Source organism: Schleiferilactobacillus harbinensis (genome assembly GCF_008694105.1).
Classification (GTDB): domain Bacteria; phylum Bacillota; class Bacilli; order Lactobacillales; family Lactobacillaceae; genus Schleiferilactobacillus; species Schleiferilactobacillus harbinensis.
In genome coordinates this window covers 1,692,216-1,714,628 of the sequence record NZ_CP041364.1, presented here as the reverse complement: position 1 = coordinate 1,714,628, position 22,413 = coordinate 1,692,216, and the positions used below count along the sequence as shown (strand labels likewise).

Annotated in this window: 20 protein-coding genes and 1 pseudogene; 14 read left to right on the top strand and 7 right to left on the bottom strand. The window is 54.9% G+C overall.

Annotation, left to right across the window (positions count from 1 at the left end; all coding sequences use genetic code 11):
- Positions 1–49: 49 nt before the first annotated feature.
- The gene (locus FMM01_RS08685; protein WP_150392241.1) at positions 50–676 is read left to right on the top strand and encodes a hypothetical protein; all 627 of its coding nucleotides are present in this window, start codon (positions 50–52) and stop codon (positions 674–676) included.
- A complete protein-coding gene (locus FMM01_RS08680) occupies positions 643–1,506 on the top strand; it encodes a sensor histidine kinase (protein ID WP_150392240.1) in 864 nt (287 codons plus the stop codon). The genes FMM01_RS08685 and FMM01_RS08680 overlap by 34 nt, the downstream gene beginning before the upstream one ends.
- 55 nt (positions 1,507–1,561) lie before the next feature.
- On the opposite strand, the gene FMM01_RS16635 is transcribed toward FMM01_RS08680, so the two are convergent.
- The 4 genes and pseudogenes from FMM01_RS16635 to FMM01_RS08660 all read right to left on the bottom strand — a co-directional run bounded on the left by FMM01_RS16635 (position 1,562) and on the right by FMM01_RS08660 (position 3,746).
- Entirely contained in the window at positions 1,562–2,194 is a 633-nt protein-coding gene (locus tag FMM01_RS16635) for an IS66 family transposase (RefSeq protein ID WP_263405102.1), read from the bottom strand.
- A pseudogene (locus tag FMM01_RS16630) lies at positions 2,164–3,024 on the bottom strand (IS66 family transposase); the annotation flags it as partial. The gene FMM01_RS16635 and the pseudogene FMM01_RS16630, both read right to left, overlap by 31 nt.
- 193 nt (positions 3,025–3,217) lie before the next feature.
- Entirely contained in the window at positions 3,218–3,577 is a 360-nt protein-coding gene (gene tnpB, locus FMM01_RS08665; RefSeq protein ID WP_057824131.1) for an IS66 family insertion sequence element accessory protein TnpB, read from the bottom strand.
- Positions 3,552–3,746, bottom strand: a complete 195-nt coding sequence (locus tag FMM01_RS08660; RefSeq protein WP_150391512.1) for a hypothetical protein — start codon at positions 3,744–3,746, stop codon at positions 3,552–3,554. Before FMM01_RS08660 ends, tnpB begins: the two co-directional genes overlap by 26 nt.
- Before the next feature lie 87 nt (positions 3,747–3,833).
- Here FMM01_RS08660 and FMM01_RS08655 point away from each other — a divergent pair, with 87 nt between their 5' ends.
- From FMM01_RS08655 to FMM01_RS08625, 7 genes are all read left to right on the top strand, one after another.
- Entirely contained in the window at positions 3,834–4,121 is a 288-nt protein-coding gene (locus FMM01_RS08655) for a sensor histidine kinase (protein WP_190973309.1), read from the top strand.
- Positions 4,099–5,382 (top strand): response regulator, encoded by a 1,284-nt coding sequence (locus tag FMM01_RS08650; RefSeq protein ID WP_150392236.1) that lies wholly within the window; start codon positions 4,099–4,101, stop codon positions 5,380–5,382. Before FMM01_RS08655 ends, FMM01_RS08650 begins: the two co-directional genes overlap by 23 nt.
- Positions 5,360–6,001, top strand: coding sequence for a DUF624 domain-containing protein (locus tag FMM01_RS08645; protein WP_150392235.1), 642 nt, complete (start codon positions 5,360–5,362; stop codon positions 5,999–6,001). Before FMM01_RS08650 ends, FMM01_RS08645 begins: the two co-directional genes overlap by 23 nt.
- Before the next feature lie 44 nt (positions 6,002–6,045).
- A complete protein-coding gene (locus FMM01_RS08640; RefSeq protein ID WP_150392234.1) occupies positions 6,046–7,314 on the top strand; it encodes a hypothetical protein in 1,269 nt (422 codons plus the stop codon).
- 21 nt (positions 7,315–7,335) lie between these two features.
- Positions 7,336–7,935: a hypothetical protein gene (locus tag FMM01_RS08635; protein WP_150392233.1), complete on the top strand. Its 600-nt coding sequence runs from the start codon at positions 7,336–7,338 to the stop codon at positions 7,933–7,935.
- 21 nt (positions 7,936–7,956) lie between these two features.
- Positions 7,957–9,213 (top strand): family 43 glycosylhydrolase, encoded by a 1,257-nt coding sequence (locus tag FMM01_RS08630; RefSeq protein WP_150392232.1) that lies wholly within the window; start codon positions 7,957–7,959, stop codon positions 9,211–9,213.
- 146 nt (positions 9,214–9,359) lie between these two features.
- Entirely contained in the window at positions 9,360–11,027 is a 1,668-nt protein-coding gene (locus FMM01_RS08625; protein ID WP_150392231.1) for an Hsp70 family protein, read from the top strand.
- A 95-nt stretch (positions 11,028–11,122) separates the two neighbouring features.
- Here FMM01_RS08625 and FMM01_RS08620 read toward each other — a convergent pair whose 3' ends face one another.
- Positions 11,123–11,521, bottom strand: a complete 399-nt coding sequence (locus FMM01_RS08620; RefSeq protein WP_150392230.1) for a pyridoxamine 5'-phosphate oxidase family protein — start codon at positions 11,519–11,521, stop codon at positions 11,123–11,125.
- 325 nt (positions 11,522–11,846) lie between these two features.
- Between FMM01_RS08620 and kdpA the strand changes: the two genes are divergently transcribed.
- The 5 genes from kdpA to FMM01_RS08595 all read left to right on the top strand — a co-directional run bounded on the left by kdpA (position 11,847) and on the right by FMM01_RS08595 (position 19,721).
- Positions 11,847–13,616 (top strand): potassium-transporting ATPase subunit KdpA, encoded by a 1,770-nt coding sequence (kdpA, locus tag FMM01_RS08615; RefSeq protein ID WP_150393263.1) that lies wholly within the window; start codon positions 11,847–11,849, stop codon positions 13,614–13,616.
- Positions 13,617–13,655: 39 nt separating this feature from the next.
- Positions 13,656–15,713 carry a potassium-transporting ATPase subunit KdpB gene (gene kdpB / locus FMM01_RS08610; protein WP_419555027.1) on the top strand — a complete coding sequence of 686 codons (2,058 nt, stop codon included), beginning with the start codon at positions 13,656–13,658 and terminating at the stop codon, positions 15,711–15,713.
- A 13-nt stretch (positions 15,714–15,726) separates the two neighbouring features.
- Positions 15,727–16,290, top strand: a complete 564-nt coding sequence (locus FMM01_RS08605; RefSeq protein WP_150392228.1) for a potassium-transporting ATPase subunit C — start codon at positions 15,727–15,729, stop codon at positions 16,288–16,290.
- A gap of 106 nt (positions 16,291–16,396) precedes the next feature.
- Entirely contained in the window at positions 16,397–19,009 is a 2,613-nt protein-coding gene (locus FMM01_RS08600; protein WP_150392227.1) for a sensor histidine kinase, read from the top strand.
- On the top strand, positions 18,945–19,721 hold the full coding sequence (locus tag FMM01_RS08595; RefSeq protein ID WP_473772540.1) for a response regulator transcription factor: 777 nt from the start codon (positions 18,945–18,947) through the stop codon (positions 19,719–19,721). Before FMM01_RS08600 ends, FMM01_RS08595 begins: the two co-directional genes overlap by 65 nt.
- A gap of 87 nt (positions 19,722–19,808) precedes the next feature.
- On the opposite strand, the gene FMM01_RS08590 is transcribed toward FMM01_RS08595, so the two are convergent.
- Together FMM01_RS08590 and spxB are read right to left on the bottom strand one after the other, a co-directional pair.
- Complete coding sequence (locus FMM01_RS08590; protein ID WP_150392226.1) at positions 19,809–20,318, bottom strand: hypothetical protein; 510 nt, start codon at positions 20,316–20,318, stop codon at positions 19,809–19,811.
- Between the two features lie 139 nt (positions 20,319–20,457).
- Complete coding sequence (spxB, locus tag FMM01_RS08585) at positions 20,458–22,197, bottom strand: pyruvate oxidase (RefSeq protein WP_150392225.1); 1,740 nt, start codon at positions 22,195–22,197, stop codon at positions 20,458–20,460.
- Positions 22,198–22,413 lie beyond the last annotated feature (216 nt).

Genomic DNA, 22,413 nt, shown 5'->3' with positions numbered 1-22,413 from the left:
CCATCACCCTGGCGGTCTTGGGCTCATTATTTTCTTGGGAGGGATCACTGTGCGGAACCGAATTCGTCAACTGCTGCTGGTGTTTGCCGCCGCCCTGGCCTTCTTATTGGTCTTCGTGGGCGCGCTGTATTACATCAGCGTGAGCAATAATCGGACCGCCTTGATTCACTCCGCCAAACGCCAGATTGATTACGCCAGTCAGCAGTTTGCGGCGAAGGCCGCGTCAGTGGAGACAACGGCCGGCTTTCTCTCCGGCACCGATGCGTTCCGCGACTTTGCCAGCCAGCAGGAACTGGACCATGGCTCCTATGAGTATATGATTGCATCGACGAGCGTTCAGGATACCGTTGCCAATAGTCTGACCCAAGAGCCGGATGTCGCGCGGGTGGTGGCTTATTGGCCGGCCACCGGGAATGTTGTCACAGCGCCGGGCATTACCCAACCAATCGTTGGCCACGATTGTTTTGCTGGCCGTCCCGCCAGCGGTTGGCAGTATACGTCGCAAGGACTGTTCTATTTGCTGGGGTATCCTTATAGCGGACCGGCCAAAAGCCAACAGTTTCGTATTTCGCTGCAAGTTGCCAACGCCTATATTCGGCGGATGCTGCGGGCGGGAGCACGACGCAGAGTCGGGAATTGCTGGTGCAGCGGAATCGGCCGGCCTATGCCGCCATGACGGCGGTAGACCGGCAGGTGGTCAAACACTTGATGCACCAAGACACCACTTGGCAGGAAGCACAATTGACTTCTATCACGGTGAAAGACGTCCCCTACGACGTGTTTTATCAGTCAATCGGCACCACCGGCCTGTTTCTGGTTTCTTACATCCCGGCCCAGGCGTTCATGGGCTCGATCAATCAAGTCACCGGCGTCATGGTGCTGGCCATTGTGATCCTGAGTCTGATCGGTTTCTTCCTCATCATTTTGTTCTACAACAATGTGGTGAAACAGCTGAATATTTTGACCCATAAGTTCAAGCGGGTTGAAAATGGCGACTATACGACCCGAATCACGCAATTCCCGGGGAACGAGTTCGATTACGTCTTCAACCAATTCAATCAGATGGTGGGCGGGGCCGAGCATTTGCTGCAATCGTATAATCACGAATGGCATTTGCGGGAAAGCGCGGAGCTGCGGCAATACCAGGCCCAGATCAATCCGCATTTTCTCTTCAACAGCCTGTTTTACATCATTTCCGTCGCCCACGATCCGGAAGCGGTGACGGAAATGACCGCGCATCTGGCCCGGTATTACCGGTATCAGGCCCAGAAAAATCATCTGGTGACGGTGGGCGACGAATTGTCCTTTGCCAATGAATATTTGAGTGTCATGGCCTTGCGCAAGCAGATTCGGTACACCTTGGATTGTCCCGAGGCAGTGAAATCGCAGCCGATTTTACCCCTGCTGCTGCAACCGCTGATTGAGAATGCGATTACCCACGGAATCGAAAACAAAGCAGGGGCGGACCAAATTGTGGGGAAGAGGTCGTTAAACGGGCGTATATGAAAAAGTGGCGCAACCCTCTAACATAAGGATTGCGCCACTGCTGTACTCGAATTATTTATTCGTGGCAGATCTCCTGCACTTTCGGTGACCAGGGTAAATAGTCCTGTAGGACCGTCAAGTCCCCGGGCACCGGCAAATTAGGTAATGCCGCAAACAAATAGTTCAAGTATTGACGAAGGTCGAGGTGATTTATCTCTGCAGTTTTGAGCACACTTAATAAGATGCCCGTCGCTACGGCGCCGCGTTTGCTCTGTGAGAAGAGCCAATTTTTGCGGCCCATCACCAGCTCTTTGACGGCTCGTTCGGCCCGGTTATTGGATAACTCCAACCGGCCGTCTTGGAGAACCGCCCGTAATCCTACTTCATGGCCCAGTGCGTATTCAACTGCGCGACCAAGTTTGGATTTCGGTAAGTAACTGTCACCCAATTCAAACAACCATTTGAAGAAGGCATCCATCTGCGGCTGGAGGTGTTCTTTACGCTGCGCAAGTCGCTCAGTTGCGGGCAGGCCACGCCATCCCTGTTCCAAGTGGAACATCTCATTACAGTATTGCCGACCAATGGGTGCCAATCCGGTATCACCACCGGTAACCGCTTCGTCGAACTTCCGCCGGACGTGCGCCCAGCAATAAACATGGTCAGATCCGGCAACCGGGGATACACAGCATAGCCATCGGTCTGCAGGTATTTCGTATATCCCTTAAGGAAGCGCTCAGCTTCGCCGTACCCGCGGGTGTCGCCGTGGTCATACAGGATAATTTGATGCTCCGCAAACTTGCCTGAGGTGTAAACCCAGTAATAGGTCTTGGCCTTCTTGATGGCGAGCACCCGGTAGGGCGTCTCATCGGCGTGAATGATATCCTGGGCCAGCAGTTCTTGATGCATCAAATTGTAGAGCGGCCGCAGATATTCTTCGGCTGCCTTGATAGGCCAACCAGACAGGGCTTGCCGGGTAAAATCTGCGCCACGATTATGCCAGAGCTTTTCTTGCCGGTAATCCGGCACTTTATAGATAAATTTGGTCAAGATTGATTCGGTCACGACCGCATTTGAAGCCATACTGTGGGAGATCACGGGCTTCGGTACGTCTGCTTTCTTGGTGATTACCTTACCGTGGTCTTGTAAACACTGCTCGTTAGTGCAGACGTAAGTGTGCTGGTAAACAGTGGTGGCCAACAACTTAACGGGGACAAAGTCGACCTCTTTACGTACGGCTGTCCGCCCAATATCGGCCATCATCTTCCCACATCCTGGGCAAATCTGATCTTCAGTGTCTAAAGTATAGTCGCGAGTGTTTTGTGGTAATTGACTCAGGTCCATCGATTTTCGGTGAACCACTTTCTTAGGGCGTTTCTTGACTGGCTCGTCTTCGCCACTCGCCTTGGCGACCGCTGCTTGTTCTTCCTGGGTGAGCACGTGTTCGTTGAAGAGGTTGGTTTGCCCATCTGGCAAATTTTGGCTGGATTCGCGGCGACGACCATAGAGAACACGTTTCAATACGGCCAGCTGCTCCTGCATCTGTTGGTTTTCGTGGAGTAAATTTTGGACGATAGTCCGTAATTGCTCGGGGGTGGCATCTGCGAGTGCAATGCTATTTTTTGGGTCGACCAATGTGTGGCCCTCCTGAATTATTGATTATTGGATTATATCATTTATAGATCATAAAAAGGAAGAGGTAATACCAAATTTCATTTGGCATCCTCTTCCACATTTAATTGGTATATCCGACCCTGCGGTCATGAATGGTACGCCTCTCAATAATACTTAGACCAGTGATCAATCGTTTTAACTGGTAATGGCTTAGTCGTTGTACGTCGGACCGGTTGCGGGGCCATTGCAGGTGGCCGTTCTCGAACCGCTTGTAATAGAGGACGAAGCCGCTGCGATCCCAGTAAAGGGCCTTGAACCGGTCCCGCTGACTGCCGCAAAATAGGAATAGTGAGTGGTCGTACGGGACTTCGTTCTCACCATAGAGTTCCCGCAGTGAGGCAGCTAAACCGTCAATTCCTTTGCGGAGGTCAGTCTTGCCACAGATGATGTAGATGTTAAGTTCTTGGATATTGGGGAACATTACCAGTCAACTCCTGTAAGACGATGTGCCGAGTGCTCCGATCAGCACCATTATAAAAAATCACTTCGGCATCTTTGAGCTTGATTCGAGCAGCTATCTGGGGCTTCCCACCAGTGCTGGGTGTCCGATCTGTCATTTGAACCGGCACAATATCTTTAATTTGAACCATAAAAAGCCTCCTTGTGTACTTGATGACTCAAGCATACAAGGAGGCTACGGCGCGAACCATATACCCGTTTAACGACCGCTTACAATTGTGGTGCGTGTGCGGCACCAGGATGATGGCCTCATCTTTACCGTGGAAAATGACGGGGCACCATTAACTGATGAAGAAATTGCCCAGTTGATTTTACGCATCAATCGCCCGGAACCCAGCAAAGATGGGCGGCATTTGGGATTATGGAATGTTAACCAGCGGCTGATCAACTTTTACGGCCGAGACGCTGGCTTGCGCTTTGACGCCAGTGACCTGGGCGGCTTAGCAGTGACGTTCCGGCTGCCAATGAAAGGAGGGCATACCGTTGAAAGTATTGCTCGTGGATGATGAAAACCACATTTTAGAATACTTGAAGCATTTGATTCGCTGGTCGGATTTTGGTTATGATACGGTTCTGACGGCGACCAGCGGGCAGGCGGCCAGTCAGTTGCTGCAAGCGGAGAAGCCGGCCTTGCTGATCACCGATATTCGGATGCCGGAAGTCTCCGGGCTAGATTTAGCCCGGTTGGTGACGACCAACAAGTTAGCGACGCAAGTGGTGATCCTTTCCGGTTATTCCGAATTTGATTATGCCCAGCAAGCATTGCGTTACGGTGTCGTGGATTACTTGCTCAAACCGGTATTGCAGCCGGATCTGGAGAAGGTCGTGCGCCATGTGGCCCAGTTGCGCCAGGAGAACTTCGATTTGAGCAATACCCGGCCGCTGCAACTCTGGCTGGCGGCATTGACCACGCTGCCCCAGGCGGTGCCGGAGGGCAGTCTGATCTATTCGGCGCTGGTGCGCGATAACTATGCGTGGCGCCTGCTGCCGCCCCAGGAGATTGCGGATGTGCCGGCGTTAGTCACCGTGCCGTTGACCGCCCACATGCTGCTGCTGACCAATGAGGAAGTTGGCCTGCCGATTGTTCCGGTTACCAAGCAGAAGGATACCCATCAGGCCCTGTTCCAGTACTTATTCGGCGAATTACCCGCCGACTATCATTATTTTCCCGGAGATAAACGCAACATCAACTATTTCCCCCAGATGCAGACCATTAACAAGCAAGAAGAAGATACGGTGCTCTTCAATCAGTTGTTCATTGATCTGGTGACTTTGATCAATGGTCATAATCCAGTCTTGCTGAAGGATTTGGGAATCAACGATCTGTGGCACGTCACCGCGGGGCGCTTACAGGCGAATATGCCGGTGCTGGCGGATTGGATTCAGTCTTTCTTCCAGCAAGACCGCAGCATTGAGGTTGTCGCCCACGTGAAACAGTACATTACGGCGAATTTAGGCGATGACGTCACTCTGGATAAATTGGGTGATTTGGTATATCTGCACCCGGTTTATCTGTCTCGGCTCTTCAAGAAAGAGGCGGGGACGACGATTGGTCAATTCACGGTCGATGTTCGCATGGAACGGGCGGCGGCGTTATTGGTGGAATCCAATCTGCGCGTGGAGGATATCAGCCGGATGGTGGGGTATAACGAAACCCAGTATTTCATCCGGGTGTTCAAACGGCATTACGGGCTGACGCCGAAACAATATCGGGAAATCAAGACAATGCAAGGAGAGCAGGGACATGGAATTGGAACATCACTCTAGCGTCATCACGAAGTGGGTCTTTATCTTGGTCAAAGCGGAAATTATCCTGCTGCTGACGACTTGGCCAATGCTGTATCTGTTGTTGAACCTCAGTATGGCCAGCAATGTGAATGAAGTCGGTACTTTGGTGCTGACGATTATTGCCTTGGTACCGTTCATCGTGGCGCCCGGGTGGTGTGCGGCCTATGCGACGGTCCGCCATTTCTACCGAAAAAAAGAAGAACCGCATTTCTGGCGGACGATTTGGCGCCAGTACAAAGAGAACTACAAGGCTGCAATGCTGATAGGGTTAGTGTTTGATGCGTGGCTGTTCGTGCTCTACACGGCCTTTTGGTATTACGGCCGGTTCGGCGCCATGGGGCGGGCGATTCCCCTGGTGATCATGGGCTTGAGCGTGTATTTCTTCCTTTTTGTCCTCGCTTACGTCACCGATCGCGAAGAAAGCCTGTTGGGTTATTGGCATAAGTCAGTGCAAATCATCATGCAGCATCCGGTCCTGTTTCTATCGCTGTTGTTTGAAACGACGCTGACCGGCTTGATCGGGTTCGTCATCAAGCCCTTGATGATTTTGGTCGCCCCTGGCGTTATTTGTCTGATTGTGATGTATTTCTACTTGTAGATGACTAAACTGGAAGAAGCAAAGCTAGGAAGAAGGGCGAAGTAATGACAACTTTTGATCTGCAGACGAATGCGGCTGGCCAGCTGACCGGCCTATCCGCCGCCAACGACACCGCGCACATGAATTGGGCCCAGAACGACCGGACAACGGTGTGGGGCACGGTGACCAGCAAGCAGTCGTTAACCGCTGCCGTGGAGCGGCATGTGCAGGGCGACCAGCTGGTCGAAACCTACACACTAACAAACAACACACCGTTCGATATTTACAGTCAAGAGACAGATATCGGCATTGCCCTGCCGCTGCCGGATACCTACTTGGCGGATGAGCGGGCGCTGAATCAGCGTTGCAACGTCCATCTGTGGTGCGGCGGCAGCGCGAGTTATATCATGGCGCTGCGGATGGACGGCAGCGGGCCGAATCTCGGGGCGGTGCTGCGTCAGGGGAGTCTGCAAGGATACAGTATCAATCGAGATCTGGCGCAAGCCAGCAACGAACGGGGCGACTTTATTCTGCATCCCGAAGACCTGCACTTGCATCCGGGTGAGCGTTATACGCTGCAACTGGTGTGGTTTTGGTTTGCGGACCGGGGGGATTTCCAAGCGCGGTTACGGAAGTTTCCCGGTTTTCTGACGGTACAGGCACCGCAATATACGCTTTTCCCCGGCGAGACGGTACCGGTGACGATTCAGGGGCAGGGTATCGATTTAGCCGCGGTCACGCTGACGGTGGATGGCAGTCCGGTTAGCGGCGCGGTGCAGGATGATCGCTTGGTTTACGAACTGCCGGGTGATTTAGCCGTCTGTGCGCATCGGTTGCGCGTGCAGGCCGGTGGGCAGACGACGTGGGCAGATTTCTACCAACAACCGGGCTTCGCCGAGTTGGTGAAGCGGCGGGTGCACTTCATCGTTGACCATCAGCAATGCCACGATGCGGCCAGTGCTTTGAACGGCGCGTATCTGGTTTACGATAACGAGACGCACCGGCAGTACTACGAGCACGTCAATGACCTGGATGCCGGCCGGGAACGGGTCGGCATTGGGGTGCTGCTGGCGTATTATTTGCAGACGCATGAGGATGCGGTGGTGGCCCGCAGTTTAGAGCAGTATCTGCATTTCGTCCGCATCCAGTTGCTGGATGAAACGACCGGCGAGGTATTCAATGATGCCCCGCGGAACAACGACACTCATCGGTTGTACAATTTCCCTTGGGTGGCGGATTTATTTCTGCAAGTGTATCACTGGCGGCACGAGGCAGCGGATTTGGACCGAGCGGTGCAGATCATGCGGGCGTATTTCAAAGAAGGCGGCGATTAGCATTATTCCATTGACGTGCCGATGAGCGACTTGATCGAGACGCTGCGGGCTGCCAATCGGCCGGACGATGCTGCCGAGATGCTGGCGGGGTGCGAGCGCCTGGGTGAGTTCATCCTGCAGCATGGGCAGAACTATCCCGCCCATGAGGTCAACTACGAACAAAGCATCGTGGCTCCCGCCGCCATTTACCTCCTCGAATTGTTCCAACTGACCGGAGATGAGCGATACCGGGAAGGCGCCGCCGTTCAGTTGCGCGGCCTAGCCGCGTTCCACGGTGATCAGCCGGATTACCATGTGTATGGGGCGGCCATTCGCCATTGGGACGGGTACTGGTTTGGTAAACGCAAGCTGTACGGAGATACATTCTCCCACTATTGGAGCGCGCTGTCGGGTATTGCCTTTGCTGGAGCCCAAACGGTATTCCCCGATGCCGATTATCCGGACCCCGAAGCAATATTCCGTAACGTACTGAGCATGTTCTTCCCTGACGGCAGGGCCACTTGTGCCTTTGTGTATCCTATGAGCGTGAATGGGGTCCGCGCCCACTATGCCGACCCGTGGGCGAATGACCAAGATTGGGGGATGTACTTTGCTCTTAAATATAGTAATATAACAGTATAACGGTTACAAAGGAGACTATTTATGGGCGTAGTACGTAACGGCGTACCGTGGTTTGATCAGTACCACAAACCGGTGAACGCGAAGGCCGGCTGCTTAGTGCAGGCCAATGATCATTACTATCTGTTTGGCGAGTACAAGACCAATGACGAGAACAAATTTATCGGTTTTTCGCGGTATGTGTCCACCGATTTGGAGCATTGGCAATACACGGGATTGGCATTAGGGCCGCAGAGCAGCGGGTTGCTGGGGCCCAATCGTATCGGTGAGCGGGTGAAAGTGCTGGCCGCTCCAGCCGGCGGGTATGTGATGCTGATGCACACTGATGACCTGGGCTATACGGATCCCCACGTGGGCTTAGCGACCAGTCCAACCATTGATGGCACATTCGAATTTCAAGGGCCGCCGCTGTTCAATGGCGAGCCGATCCATATGTGGGATCTCGGGACTTTCGTGGACGATGACGGGACGGCGTACCTCTTGACCCACGAGGGCAACATTTACCAGCTGGCCCCGGATTACCGCAGTGTGGTCGCGCTGATTGTCCGGGATATTGCCCCGAGGGAAGAATCGCCGGCGATGTTTCGCCAGGGCAATCGCTATTTTCTGCTGACGTCGCATAAGACCAGTTGGGAACGGAACGATAACGTGTATTACACCGCCGTCAGCCTGGCTGGTCCGTGGGAGAAGCAAGGCGTGTTTTGCCCGGCAGGCACGTTGACATACAACTCCCAATGTTCATTTGTCTTCATGCTGCCGACAGAATACGGCACCGTACCCATGTATCTGGGCGATCGCTGGTCCTTCCCGAAGCAGGCGGACGCGGCCACGCAAGTGTGGTTGCCAATCACCGTCAGCGGCGACACAATCACTATTCCTGAGTACTGGGAAGAGTGGGAAAACAGCACAGTTAAGCCCGTGACGTCTTCCGCGGCAGCGACTCCTGTGGCATTCGCTTCAGCCACCCCGGCGGAGGAGTTGACGATTCCCTTCACGGGGCGGCGGCTTGCCCTCGGCGGGATCACGAATCGGCACAGCGGCTACGCCAGAGTTGTGCTGACCAATGAACGGGACCAGCCGTTTCAGGATTCCTATGTGGATTTCTACAATAAAGTCCCGAGCACCGGGCTGCGCTATATGGCGCCGGAACTGGTGGCCGGTTGTTACACCCTGCACATCATCGTAGCGGGTACGCACGGCGTCTGGCAGGACAAAGCCGGCCATATTTTTGGCAGCGATGGTGATTTGGTGCAGGTGACGGGATACCAAATTGACGCATAAGTACGGCTTAAGCGGGCGAAATGGTCCGCTATTTTTGTGCGCTGAGTAACACACTCACCAAAAGTAAAGATTTTCTTCAAAAATCAAATTAAAAACCATACCCGACTCCCGTAAACTGAATCTAAAGGGTAAAGGGGGCAGTGCAGATGACGGTGATTGGAATTGACTTCGGAACAGCAAGCGCCATGGTCAGTTATTTTGACGGCCACGCCGGGCGCATTATTCCCAACGAGTGGGGCGCGGAACTGACGCCAACGGTGGTCAATGCTGCTCCCCAGAGCGAGGTGACCGTGGGGGCGGTCGCCAAAGCCCGGGGCAGTTTGGACCCGGCCGCGACGGCGGCCGGTTTCAAGCCCTTTTTGGGGACCAAGAAACGGTATGTGCTGCAGGGGGAAACATACACGCCCACGGAGCTGACTGCCTTGGTGCTGAAGAACTTGCGCGTCAGCGCGCAACGTTATCTGGGAGAATCGGTTAGCGAGGCCGTATTGAGTGTGCCCGCGTATTTCGATAATCGGCAGCAGGCGGCCTTGATCGAGGCAGCTAAGCTGGCGGGGCTGACGGTGGTCCGCTTAATTGGGGAAGCAACCGCCGCTGCCCTGGCCGATCAGACCGCAGTCACCAATGTTCAGCGGATTCTGGTCATGGATATGGGGGCCGATCATTTCTCCGTCAGTCTGGTGCAGCACGCCGCTGGTACGTTGCAGATCATGCAGCAGGAGGTGGCCAACCACCTGGGCGGCAATGACTTCACCCATGCCTTGGTAACGGATTTTGCGGCTGAGGCCCGCCTGACCGGGATTGATCAGCCACTGTATCATCAGCTTTTTGATCAATTGGAAGAGTTGAAAAAGACGGCGAATACAGATATGAATACGCTCAGTGTGGGGGACACAGAGTATTCCTATTCAGTCGACGCCGCGCATCTGAAGAGCGTGTTCGCGCCATTGCTAGGGGCAATGCGCGTACCGCTGGATCAGGTACTGCATAGTGCCGGCTTGCAGCTGTCGGACATCGATCAAGTGGTGCTGGCCGGTTCGGGAGCCCAGCTGCCGGCGGTGCGGCAGCAGGTCGCCAAACTATGCCGGTGTCTGCCGCTGCTAGGTGCAACACCCGGAGACCAGGTTGCGCTGGGTTTGGCTGCGCTGGCGGGGCAGCCGCAGCTTTGTCAAACTTTGCGGGAAATGGTGCTCGCGCCCATCAGCGCGCACTCCTTTGAGACGCAGGCTACCCAAGAAACCGCGAACGGGGAAGTCACCGATTTCTTCGTGCCGCTTGTTGACCGGGGGGATTCATTACCGAGTCAGGCCGTCTGTTCGTTCACGATTGACTCTGGGGAGGAAATCAGCAGTGTGCCGGTGTTCTTAGGGGAGTACCAGCACACGCACGAGAACGTGTATCTGGGGGCTCTAGCGGTTCCCCAGGCCTCGGCAGCTCGGCAAGTGACGGTGCAGTTTGCCTTCAACAGCGATTTGAACCTTACGGTGGCGCTGCGCAACGACACGACAGAGCAAATTGCAACGACGGTATTCGTTCTGGACCAAGATGATCTCAATGATCTGGAACGGGCGCGGATGCGTTCGCGCCTCGCCGCGTTCAAAGTGCCGAGCAAGGAAGAAGCGGAGAATCAGCTGATTTTGACCCAGCTGGAACGGCTGAGTCAAGAGACAACGGGGTCCGTGCGGGAACGGTTCCGGGCCGAACGGATGAACTTCTTGCAGTTGCTGGCCAAACAGAATATGGAAGCCATTAACCGGGCCCGGGACGAGTTCGCCGATTTTATCCGGGATATGCAGAGTGAATATATTCTTTGAACCGGACAGACAAAAGGCCTTGGTTCACCATTCTTGGGAGGAGAATGGTGAACCAAGGCCTTCTTTTGTATCACTCAGGGACCAAAGGCCAACCATTACGCCAGCTGAGTACCGGCCTCTAAAGTATTATCCAGCTTGAAAATTTGCTCAACGTCAATGACCACCACGCCGGCCCGCGGGAACCGATCAAAGATTTTGGTTTTCCCCAAAATCTCGTTAGCGTAGTCGTCATTTTCGTGGATGTGAGCGGTGCCTTCGAAGCGGAATCCCTTCTGGGCCACACGGTCCGCCACGGCCACGGCCGCTTGCGGATTCGCTTTCAAGTTGGTGTAAGCGTGACGGAAAGTATGCTCGAAGTAGATGAGGTGCGAGTCGTCAAGAACGTGCAACGATCCCTTCGGTCCGACTTGTGGTTTGCTGTCAGCGCCGCTTGTCGCTAAGTAGGGCAGCTGATTTTTCAGCATGTCCTTCATTTCGGATGTCAATTCTGCCATAGTGCCATCTCCAATCATGAATTTATGGAACATTCTTACTTAAAGTAAGTATATCATAGAGAAATGCTACTTGTCTGCTTAGGATAGGCTGTTTTAGACTTTCTGAACGATTCAACGGGCGGCTGTATTATTATTCAGAATCTTTACACCGATTTAACACTCGCCGCCAATCCCTCACACCGTTTTTACATTGTCCCCGCTATACTTGCTTTCAGAAAATAAAATCAGGAGGACATGGAATCATGGTCGAACTCATTGGTTTAATCACGACGCTGTTGATGCTGGCTTATTTGTTGAACGTGTTGGTACGAGGTGATAAGAAGTGATGACGATGGTAGGGACTTATGCAGTGTATTTACTGGTGCCGCTGCTCTTGGCGATTCCTCTAGGGCGGTATATCAGCAAGGTGATGGCTGGCCAGAACACTTGGTTGACGCTGATTTGGGGTCCGTTGGAGAAACGGCTGACTCGCTGGCTGCGCCTGGATGAAAAAATGGACTGGCGGCGGTATGCGCTGGGGGTTGGTGCGTTCTCTGTATTGAGCTTCGCAGTGCTGCTGCTGATCCTGCGGTTCCAGAACTTTTTGCCGGGCAATCCCCAGCACTTCGCCGGGCTGTCCTGGTCACTGGCTTTCAATACGGCAATTTCGTTCGTTACGAACACGAACTGGCAGAGCTATTCGGGCGAATTGACGCTATCGAACTTTGCGCAGGTCCTGGGCCTCACCGTCCAGAACTTTGCCAGCGCCGCCGTGGGCATTGCCGTTGTCTATGCCGTGATCCGCGGCTTGGCGGGACACCAGCGCCATGAGTTAGGCAATTTGTGGCAGGATATGATCCGGGCCATTCTGTATATCTTACTGCCGCTGAGCCTATGCACCGCCCTGTTGCTGATCTGGTGCGGGGTACCGCAAAGCACCAACGGATTTACGACGGCCACCTTGAGTCAGCCGGTGGCGGTGAGTGCGGACGGTAATCTCATTCCCGGCGCCCGGGTCAATACCAGGACCGATACGGTGACCGTGGCTGGCAAAAAGGTGGCCAAGGCCCGGATCGTCACGAAAGAAACCTTGCCGATTTTCCCCCAAGCCAGTCAAGTGGCGATCAAGCAACTTGGCAGCAACGGCGGCGGCGTGTTAGGGACCAACTCAGCCCATCCTTACGAGAATCCCAATGCCGTGAGCAACTTCATTGAGTATTTGGCTATTGTGCTGCTGCCAATGGCCCTGGTCTTTGCCTTTGGCTGGAGTATCGGCCGACCCAAAGAAGGCTGGATGTTCTTCATTGCCATGGGCATTTTGTTCCTGATCGGCCTAGGCGTCACCGGCTGGGCGGAAACCCGCGGGGTGCATGTGGCCGGCCTGGGCACGATCACCATGGAAGGCAAAGAAGCCCGGCTGGGCGTACCCGCCTCGGCAATTTGGGCCGTGGGTACCACCGCGACCAGCAATGGTGCGGTCAATGCCATGCTGGACAGCTTTTCACCCTTAGGCGGCCTGCTACCGATGATGCTGATGCAATCCGGCGAAGTCGTCTTTGGCGGCGTTGGTTCCGGGCTTTACGGCATGCTTGGGTTCGTCCTGCTGACAGTGTTCATCGCCAGCCTGATGGTCGGCCGGACACCGGAATACTTAGGAAAGAAAATCGGCCCGGGAGAAATGCGCATGGCCGTGCTGGCCTGCTTGGCCACGCCGCTAACCATCTTGATCAGCAGTGGCATCGTGGCCGCTTTGCCGGTAGCTGCCCAGTCATTAACGAATGCGGGGGCTCACGGCTTCTCTGAATTTCTCTACGCGTTTTCGTCGGCCGGGGGCAATAACGGGTCGGCCTTTGGCGGCTTCAACGCCAACACGCCGCTGATGAATATCAGTCTGGGACTGGTCATGGCCGCGGCCCGGTTCGTGCCAATCGTGGCCATGCTCAATATTGGCCAGCGAATGGCCGAACAGAAGCTGACCGCCGAAACAGCCGGGACTTTGAAGACGACGAATGCCACCTTCGTGATCCTGCTGCTCATCGTGGTCTTGATCATCGGCGTCTTGAGCTTCTTCCCGGCGCTATCGCTGGGGCCGATCGTCGATGCCTTAACGCATTAATTCAGGAAGGAAGAATACGACGTGATGGCGAAGAAAGAAATGTCTAAAGAACGCTTGCTGACTGGGACCAATATGTGGAGTGCTGTCCGCAAGCTGAACGTTAACGATGAAAAAAACAATCCGGTCATGTTTCTGGTGTATATTTCGGCGGCAATGACCACGCTGCTGTTTGTTTTATCCTTGGCGGGGATCACGGACCACATCGTCACCAGCGGCTTCATTGCCACTGTGGCGATTATTCTATGGATCACCTGCTGGTTCTCGAACTTGGCTGAAGCAACCGCGGAGGGCCGGGGCAAAGCCCAAGCGGCCACGTTGAAGGCCTCTCGGAAAGACGTCACGGCGCACAAGGTGGTTGACCCGCAACACCCGGACCAATACACAGACGTGGCCGGGCCGTTGTTGGAAAAAGGCGACTACTTCCTGGTCAAGGCCGGCGAACAGATTCCGGCGGACGGTGAAGTCGTGGTCGGCGCCGCCTCGGTGGACGAAAGCGCGATCACCGGCGAATCGGCGCCGACGATTCGCGAAGCCGGGGGTGATCGTTCCGCGGTCACTGGCGGGACAACGGTTTTGTCGGATACCTTGGTGGTCAAAGTCACCCAGGAAAAGGGTCATAGTTTCTTGGACAAAATGATTGGCATGGTGGAGGGCGCCAACCGGCAAAAAACCCCCAACGAAATCGCCCTGGAGATCCTGCTGGTGGCCCTAGCACTGATCTTTGTGCTGGTCACCGCGTCGCTGTTTACGTATTCCAAGTTGTCTGCCCAATTAATGGGGAAGGCCAATCCGATTTCCATCGTGTGGTTGATTGCCCTGTTTGTCTGCCTCGCCCCCACCACAATTGGGGCTTTGCTGTCAGCCATCGGCATCGCTGGCATGAGCCGGCTCAACGCCGCCAATGTGCTGGCCATGAGTGGTCGGGCCATTGAAGCCGCCGGGGATGTGGATGTCCTGTTGCTGGATAAGACAGGGACGATCACGTTCGGTAACCGCCAAGCCAGCGAATTCATCCCGATGCCCGAGCATACCGCCGAAGAACTAGCGGATGCCGCCCAACTGGCGTCGTTAGCCGACGAGACACCGGAGGGCCGATCCATCGTGGTGCTGGCCAAAAAGCAGTTCAATCTGCGTGGCCGCGAAGTCGGTCATAATCAGTATCATTTCGTTCCATTCACAGCTCAGACCAAGATGAGCGGCGTGGATTATCAGGGTATTGAGATCCGCAAAGGGGCGGCCGAAAACGTGAAACAGTATGTTCTGCAGCACCAGCATACTTACTCGGATGACTGCACCGCGGCAGTGGACCAAGTGGCCCGCCAAGGGGGCACGCCGCTGGTGGTCACGAAGGACTATACCGTCCTCGGCGTCATTGCCCTGAAAGACATCATTAAACCCGGCGTCAAAGAGAAGTTTGGCGATTTGCGCAAGATGGGGATCCAAACGATCATGATCACCGGCGATAATCCGGTCACGGCGGCGGCGATCGCCGCTGAGGCGGGGGTGGATGACTTTCTGTCCCAGGCCACTCCGGAAAGCAAAATGGAGACAATCCATAAGTACCAGGCGCAGGGCCATCTGGTGGCCATGACCGGCGACGGCACCAATGACGCGCCGGCTCTGGCTCAGGCCGATGTGGCGGTGGCGATGAATTCTGGCACCCAAGCGGCCAAGGAAGCCGGCAATATGGTCGATCTGGATTCTTCCCCGACTAAGCTGATCGATATCGTCCGCATCGGCAAGCAATTGCTGATGACTCGGGGTAGTTTGACGACGTTCTCGATCGCCAATGATATTTCGAAGTACTTCGCGATCATTCCGGCAATCTTCATGAATTTGTATCCACCGCTGCGGGTCTTAAACATCATGGGCTTGCACAGTTCAACCAGCGCGATTCTGTCCGCGCTGATCTTCAATGCCCTGATCATTGTGGCCCTGATTCCCTTGGCGCTGAATGGTGTGAAATACCAGGAAATTCCTGCCGCCAAATTGTTGAAGCACAATCTGTGGTTGTACGGCGTCGGCGGGCTGATCGTGCCCTTTATCGGGATCAAGTTGATTGATTTGCTGATTGCGCCGCTGGTGGCGCTGCTTTAGGAGGCTGGAAGAAATGAAGACATGGTTGCGCGCAGGCTGGATCCTGCTGGGCTGTATGGTCATCGTCGGGCTCTATACCGCTGTGGTGACGGGAATCGGCCAAACGTTTATGGCGGATCAGGCCAATGGCAGTCTAATCCGCACCAAAGGAAAAGTGACCGGCTCGCGGTTAATTGTCCAACCGGAGACCGCTGATGGCGATCTGTGGGGACGGGCCATGCATATTGCCCGTGACGGCCAGACGCTGCAGGCCGGGCCGACTAATTTAAGCCCGGCCAGTACCGCTTTTCGTAAACGAGCTAAGGCCCTGGCGGTGGTCATCGCGGCCCGCAATCCAGACGCCCGGGGAGCGGTGCCCCAGGAATTGATCACCACGTCCGGCAGCGGCGTGGATCCGGATATCAGTCTGGCGGCGGCCCTCTGGCAGGTACCGCGGATTGCCAAAGCCCGCGGCGTGCGCCAAACGGTGGTACGTCAGACGATTCAGCGCCAGGCCACCAATGCCGCCACCCAAATTCTGGGTCAGCAGACCGTGAATGTCGTGGCGGTCAACCAAGCACTGGCCAAATTGAAATAAGCTCTGTCAAGACAGTAACTGCCCGGTGCATTGCCACCTGGGCCAGTTACTGTCTTCGTGGTATGGTGGTGGTATAATACAGCACAGTGGGAGGGATTGGATAGCGATGGACACACAAACAAGCACGCCGGCAACTGGTAAACGCGGACAGCTCAAAATATTTTTTGGTTATGCAGCCGGGGTGGGTAAGACCTACCAGATGCTGGAGGAAGCCCACCAGTTGCAAGAGCGCGGCGTGGATGTCGTTGTCGGTTATGTTGAACCCTTAGCCCGCCCGGATACCATGGCTTTGGTCCAGGGGCTGGCACGGCTGCCCCAGGGAATGAGTTATAAAGGGATGATGGTCAATGAGTTTGACCTGACTGCCGCTTTGAAGCGGCATCCCCAGGTCTTACTGGTGGACGAACTGGCCCACACGAATACGGATCGGACCCGGCATCAGAAACGCTACCAGGATATTGAAGAACTGCTGACGGCGGGCATCTCGGTCTATACCACGATGAATGTGCAGCATCTGGAGAGCCTCAACAATATCGTGGAGGGCTTCACCCACGTGCACGTTCGGGAAACAGTGCCGGATGATTTCTTTGATCAAGCCGATCAGATCAAACTGGTGGACTTGGATCCCAAGGATCTGCTGGAACGGTTGAAGATGGGCAAAATCTATCGCCCAGACATGGCGCAAGAAGCGATGCAGCATTTCTTCACGCTGACTACCCTGTCGTCACTGCGAGAAATCGCCTTGCGCCGGATGACGATGCGTTTGGCCACCCGCCAGGAGACGACCACCGAAAACCTGCTGGTATGTTTCTCCGGTTCTGAGACGAGCAAGGCCGTGCTGCGTTCGGCCATGCAGCTGGCCCACGCTTTCTCCGGCAACATCACAGCCCTCTATATTTCGCCCCGCATCGCCGGTGCGAAACCGTCGGCGGCGGTGACGGCGAATATGCGGCTGGCGGAAAAGCTGGGGATGCAGGTGGCGGTTCTCTACGGCGAGCAACGGGCGGAATTGATTGCTGAGTACGCCAAGAGCAACCATATTTCCAAACTGATCCTGGGGGCGGGTAATATATCCCTGTATAACCGGCTGCGCTACCGGGGCAGTATCATCGACCAGTTGAACCAGAGCCTGCCGGAGGTGGATAAATATGTCATCCCCCATCAGAAGGCGCACCGTCGCCGGCGCTGGCAATGGCCCGAAATCTATTGGCAGGATGCTGTGCGCACGATGCTGATTCTAGCGGCCTGTACGGGCGTGGGCCTGGTCTTGATGCCGCTGCACGTGGCGCAAGAGAACATTATTTTGATCTACATCCTTGGGGTGCTGTTGAGTGCGCTGGTGACGATCGGCCGTAGTGCCAGCACGGTGGCGGCAATCGTCGCCGTCGCCCTGTTCAATTATTTCTTCACCGTCCCCTATGGCTCGTTCGCCAGTGATCCAGAGAACATTGTCACCTTCGCGATGATGGCCGTCGTTGGCCTGCTTAGCGGCTCCTGGACTACCCGGCTGCGCCGGCAAGCCGCGGATGAAGCCCAGCAGACGCAGCGGACGCAGATTCTGCTGAATGCCAGTCATGAATTGGAAAAAGCCCAGGATCTCACCGATGTTTTATTGGTGATCGGCACCCATGTCCAGCGGCTGGTCAACCGGGATGTATTCCTTTATCCCCGGCAAGGGGACAAACTGGGGCTGCCCTTTAAACTGCCGGGCAGTACCGCCAATCAGCTGACCGCCTATTTCACCGCCAATGAACGGGCAGTAGCGGCCTGGGTGTTGAAAAACGGGCAGGCCGCCGGCCGGCACACCGACACTCTGCCCCGGGCGGCCGGGTTGTATTTACCAATCAACGGGGTTCAAGGCAATCCACCGGTGGCCGTGTTGGGTATTGCTATGCAGGGCAGCTCGTCAATCGACTTTTATACCCGCACGCTGCTGAACTCGATCATCGATACGAGCATCTTGGCCATCCAACGGGTCCAGGAAGCGGAAGAAAAGAGGCGGGTCGCCAAGCTGATGCATCAAGAGACGACCAGGGCTAACTTGCTGCGCGGCATTTCCCATGACCTGCGCACGCCGTTGACCACAATTTCCGGCAATGCCGATATGCTGGTGCATCAAAGCGATCGGCTCTCAGCGGACCAGCGGCATGGACTGTACCAGTCAATTTATGCCGACGCTGTGTGGTTGACCGGGATGGTGGAGAACTTGCTGGCGATGACCCGCTTTACTGACGGCAAGATCGTGATTCAGCGGGAACCGGAACTGGTGACGGACATCGTGGCGGAAGCAATGCAGCATCTGCACCCAGAAGCCAGTAAACATCACCTCCGGACGGCGATCAACGATGATCTGCTCTTAGTCAGCACGGATGCCCAATTGATCGTCCAAGTCCTCGTGAACATCATCAATAATGCCATCCAATATACCCCGGCAGGGTCGCATATCACCGTGTCCGCCAGAAATGAAGGGGCGATGGCCTTGATTACGATCGCCAATGACGGGCCGCATATTCCTGAAGCCGAGCAGAAGAAGCTCTTCGAATTGTTTTACAGCAAACAGCAGCAGACCAGCGAACGGCACGGGATGGGCATTGGTTTGGCCCTATGCCGCACCATTGTCCAAGCCGCCGGCGGCCAAATTGGGGTATACAACATTGATCCGCAGGGGGCAGCCTTTTACTTCACGCTGCCGCGGTATCAAGAGAAAGAAGGGGCGTAACATCAAAACACATCGGATTTTGCTTGTTGAAGACGATTTGGAAGTAGGAAAGCTGGTCCAGATGGCCTTGCAAGCGAATGATTACGGCAACGAATGGGCCCATAACGGCAGCCAGGCAGAGACTCTGATTGCCAGTTATCGGTCGGAAGTGATTCTGTTGGATCTGGGCTTGCCGGATATTGACGGTACAGTGATCATTCAGCAGGTCAGACAAACAAGTGCCACGCCGATCATCGTCATTTCCGCTCGGGGCGAGGAGAGCGACAAGATCAACGCCCTAGACCTCGGCGCGGATGACTATCTGATTAAGCCGTTTTCGGTCGCTGAATTACTCGCCCGGATTCGGGTGGCCTTGCGGCGCAATCGTTACCTGGTCCAACAAACGGCTACCCCTGTGGCGACCCAGTACAGCAACGGGGCGCTGCGGATTGATTACGATGCCCAGGTGGTTACGTTGAGCGGCACACCGATTCATCTGACCGCGATTGAATATGCACTGCTGGCTGAGTTTTCCCGGAATGCCGATAAGGTACTCACCCACCACTATCTGCTGACCAAGATTTGGGGCGCCGAAAGCACTTCAGATACGTCCTCGTTGCGGGTCGCGGTTGCCACCCTGCGGCGGAAAATTGAAGCGGCCCCGAACGCGCCGCAATTTATTCAGACCTATATCGGGGTGGGGTACCGGTTGGTCCAGCAACCGGAGGAATGATCAGGTAGCCTAATGAATTGAGGCTACAGAAAAGGTGTCTCGCCATTCAACGTAACGGTTGCACGGCGAGGCACCTTTTCTGCATTTTTATTGTTCGATATTCTGAATTTCAATGGGGGTCGACCCCGGGACCAACTTGCGCAGTTCCTCCTGAATCGTCGGCAATGCTTGGGAGAATGTGAGTTGAATCCGGCGCTGCGTGGTGGTGATGAAGATGGCCACCACGCGGTCCTTGCCGTTGGGCAGAGTGACTGGCACCAGCGTGATCCCGGCCAAACGGTCGTAACGAATCACACTGGAAATAAAGCCGTTGTTCACCAAGCGCTTATCACCGATCCCGCCGACACCAGCTTGAATACAATTCAGCAGGAAGCCGGCGAGGAACAGGACGAGCAGCCAACGGACCCAATTGTTGGCAATGCCAGCGCCGGTCCAGCCCCAGCCAACGACCATTAGGCCAAGCAGAAACGGCCAGTAATTATAGTGCGCTCGTAATACAATTTGCGCTTGCCAGAAGATGGAGACGATACAGCCTGTCAGCAATACCGCGTCCATGATGATCATGAAGATTAGCCACCAGTCGCTCATCGTACGCATCCCTTGCTTTCTTTATCACTACAAGTATATCATGCTTGCCAAATTGGCCCACCGACTAAAGTCTTATCCTAGCGATAAAAAGAAACAGCGCTCCACCAACTTGGCGGGGCGCTGCTATAGTTAACGCATCGCTGACTAATTAGGCGTTTTCTTTACTCAAGAAGTCTGTCAATGGAATCAAACCTTCCGTCTCGTACTTCTTGGTGAAGGCGGCAACAGCATCCTTGTCTTGGGTCTTCGGGTCGATCTGCAATTGTTCAACCGGCAGCGGCCGATCGTTGGCAATGTGCACGTCGATGACCACCGGGCCGTCTGCTGTCTTGGCTTGGGCGAAGGCTTCCTTCAATTCAGGCAGGGTGTGGACTGTGAAGCCCGTGGCACCCATGGCCTTGGCGGCCAAACCGAAATCGGCGTCCTGCAGGGCCACTCCGGAGTGGGGCTGCTTGCTGTCATCTTGTTCCGCTTCAATGAAGCCCAGACTCTGGTTGGACAAGATCACGTTGATAATCGGCAGTTTGTACTTCACTTGGGTAATGATATCTTGCATCACCATCGTGAAACCGCCATCACCGGAGATCGACCAAACTTGACGATCCGGGTACTTGGTTTGAGCGCCGATCGCGGCCGGCACGCCATAACCCATGGTGGCGTACCAAGCAGACGTACTGAAGCGCTGCTGATCATGCAGCTTCAAGAAGCGGAAACCGTCGATCGTGACGTTACCCACATCGACTTGGAAGATGGCATCGTTGGTGGCCATGGCATTGATTTCCTTGAAGATCGGTTCAACCCGCAACGGCGTGCGATCATCATCTTCGAAACTGGATACCCAGGTGTCCCAGTTCTGGCGGTTAGCCAATGCTGCGCGGTACCAGCCGCTTTCCGGCTTTTCGTCAACCTTTTCAAGCAAGGCTTGCACGGTCTTCTTGGCGTCCGCCAAGATGGCCAGGTCAACCTTGTGGCGGCGCGTGAACTTCGTACCGTCAATGTCCACTTGGATAAAGGTGGCATCCGGTTTTTCAAAGTAACCTTGGAACGGCATATCGGACCCCAGCGTGATAATGGTGTCGGCTTGTTGCAAAATCTCTATCCCGGGCTTGGTAGCGACTCGGCCCGCCGCACCCATGTAAGCCGGTGTGTCATCGGGCACGATCCCCTTGGCAATCGCTGTGGACATGATCGGCGCGTGGAGTTTATCAGACAAGGCAATAACGTCCTTGCCGGCACCCTTGGTCCCTTTCCCGATGTAGATCAGCGGCCGTTTGGCGGCAGTCAACAGCTTCGCCGCTTCCGCAATCTTATCAGGATCCGGTCCCGGCAGAATTGCCTTTTGATAAGTAAAGGCCGAGCTGACATAGTTATCTTCAATCGGTGTCCAGCCCAGATCCTTCGGAATGGTCACCACAGCGACACCGTTATGGCGAATTGCTTGCCGAATGGCTTCATCAACGACGGCCGGCAGTTGTTGCGCTGTCATGGCCGTCCGGTTGTATACAGAAACGTCCGCAAACATCGGGTTCTCGTTCATTTCCTGGAAGTAGCTGGTGTTCATCGTGCTAGTCGGCACCTGACCAACCAAGGCCAAAACCGGCACGTGGTCATACTGAGCATCGTACAACCCATTCAGCAAGTGCACCGCACCAGGACCGGCAGAGCCGAAGGTAGCAGCGATCTTCCCCGTGATTTTCGCTTGTCCGGCAGCCGCCAAAGCCCCAACTTCTTCATGGCGAACCTGAATGTAATGCATTCGATCCTTCAAATTATACAGGGCGTTCATGGTGGAGTCGAAGGAACCACCAGGCAATCCGTAAATGGTATCGATCCCCCAATCGAGCAATACCTTGATCATTGCATCTGACGCGTTGATTTTATCAGCCATCGCAAAAAAGCCTCCTTGAGAAATTATCACTAATAAAAAATAAGTAAAATGCTTACATCACTATCTTATAGCATGGGGGCAAGGAAGGCAACTGAAATGTTTGTTCGGGTAAGAGAGGGCGCAGGCGACCGGGTAGAAGCGTAGTGATCAGGCAGGCCAGGCACAAACCCCGGATTTGTGCCTGGCCTGCCTGATCACCTAGCTTCTGGTCGCCGG

Bases quoted from the DNA above. Each gene is read 5' to 3' on its own strand.
- tnpB (WP_057824131.1), bottom strand. From the start codon at position 3,577: ATGTTCCCCAATATCCAAGAACTTAACATCTACATCATCTGTGGCAAG.
- FMM01_RS08660 (WP_150391512.1), bottom strand. From the start codon at position 3,746: ATGGTTCAAATTAAAGATATTGTGCCGGTTCAAATGACAGATCGGACA.
- FMM01_RS08645 (WP_150392235.1), top strand. From the start codon at position 5,360: ATGGAATTGGAACATCACTCTAGCGTCATCACGAAGTGGGTCTTTATC.
- FMM01_RS08640 (WP_150392234.1), top strand. From the start codon at position 6,046: ATGACAACTTTTGATCTGCAGACGAATGCGGCTGGCCAGCTGACCGGC.
- FMM01_RS08635 (WP_150392233.1), top strand. From the start codon at position 7,336: ATGAGCGACTTGATCGAGACGCTGCGGGCTGCCAATCGGCCGGACGAT.
- FMM01_RS08630 (WP_150392232.1), top strand. From the start codon at position 7,957: ATGGGCGTAGTACGTAACGGCGTACCGTGGTTTGATCAGTACCACAAA.
- FMM01_RS08625 (WP_150392231.1), top strand. From the start codon at position 9,360: ATGACGGTGATTGGAATTGACTTCGGAACAGCAAGCGCCATGGTCAGT.
- FMM01_RS08620 (WP_150392230.1), bottom strand. From the start codon at position 11,521: ATGGCAGAATTGACATCCGAAATGAAGGACATGCTGAAAAATCAGCTG.
- kdpA (WP_150393263.1), top strand. From the start codon at position 11,847: ATGACGATGGTAGGGACTTATGCAGTGTATTTACTGGTGCCGCTGCTC.
- kdpB (WP_419555027.1), top strand. From the start codon at position 13,656: ATGTCTAAAGAACGCTTGCTGACTGGGACCAATATGTGGAGTGCTGTC.
- FMM01_RS08605 (WP_150392228.1), top strand. From the start codon at position 15,727: ATGAAGACATGGTTGCGCGCAGGCTGGATCCTGCTGGGCTGTATGGTC.
- FMM01_RS08600 (WP_150392227.1), top strand. From the start codon at position 16,397: ATGGACACACAAACAAGCACGCCGGCAACTGGTAAACGCGGACAGCTC.
- FMM01_RS08590 (WP_150392226.1), bottom strand. From the start codon at position 20,318: ATGCGTACGATGAGCGACTGGTGGCTAATCTTCATGATCATCATGGAC.
- spxB (WP_150392225.1), bottom strand. From the start codon at position 22,197: ATGGCTGATAAAATCAACGCGTCAGATGCAATGATCAAGGTATTGCTC.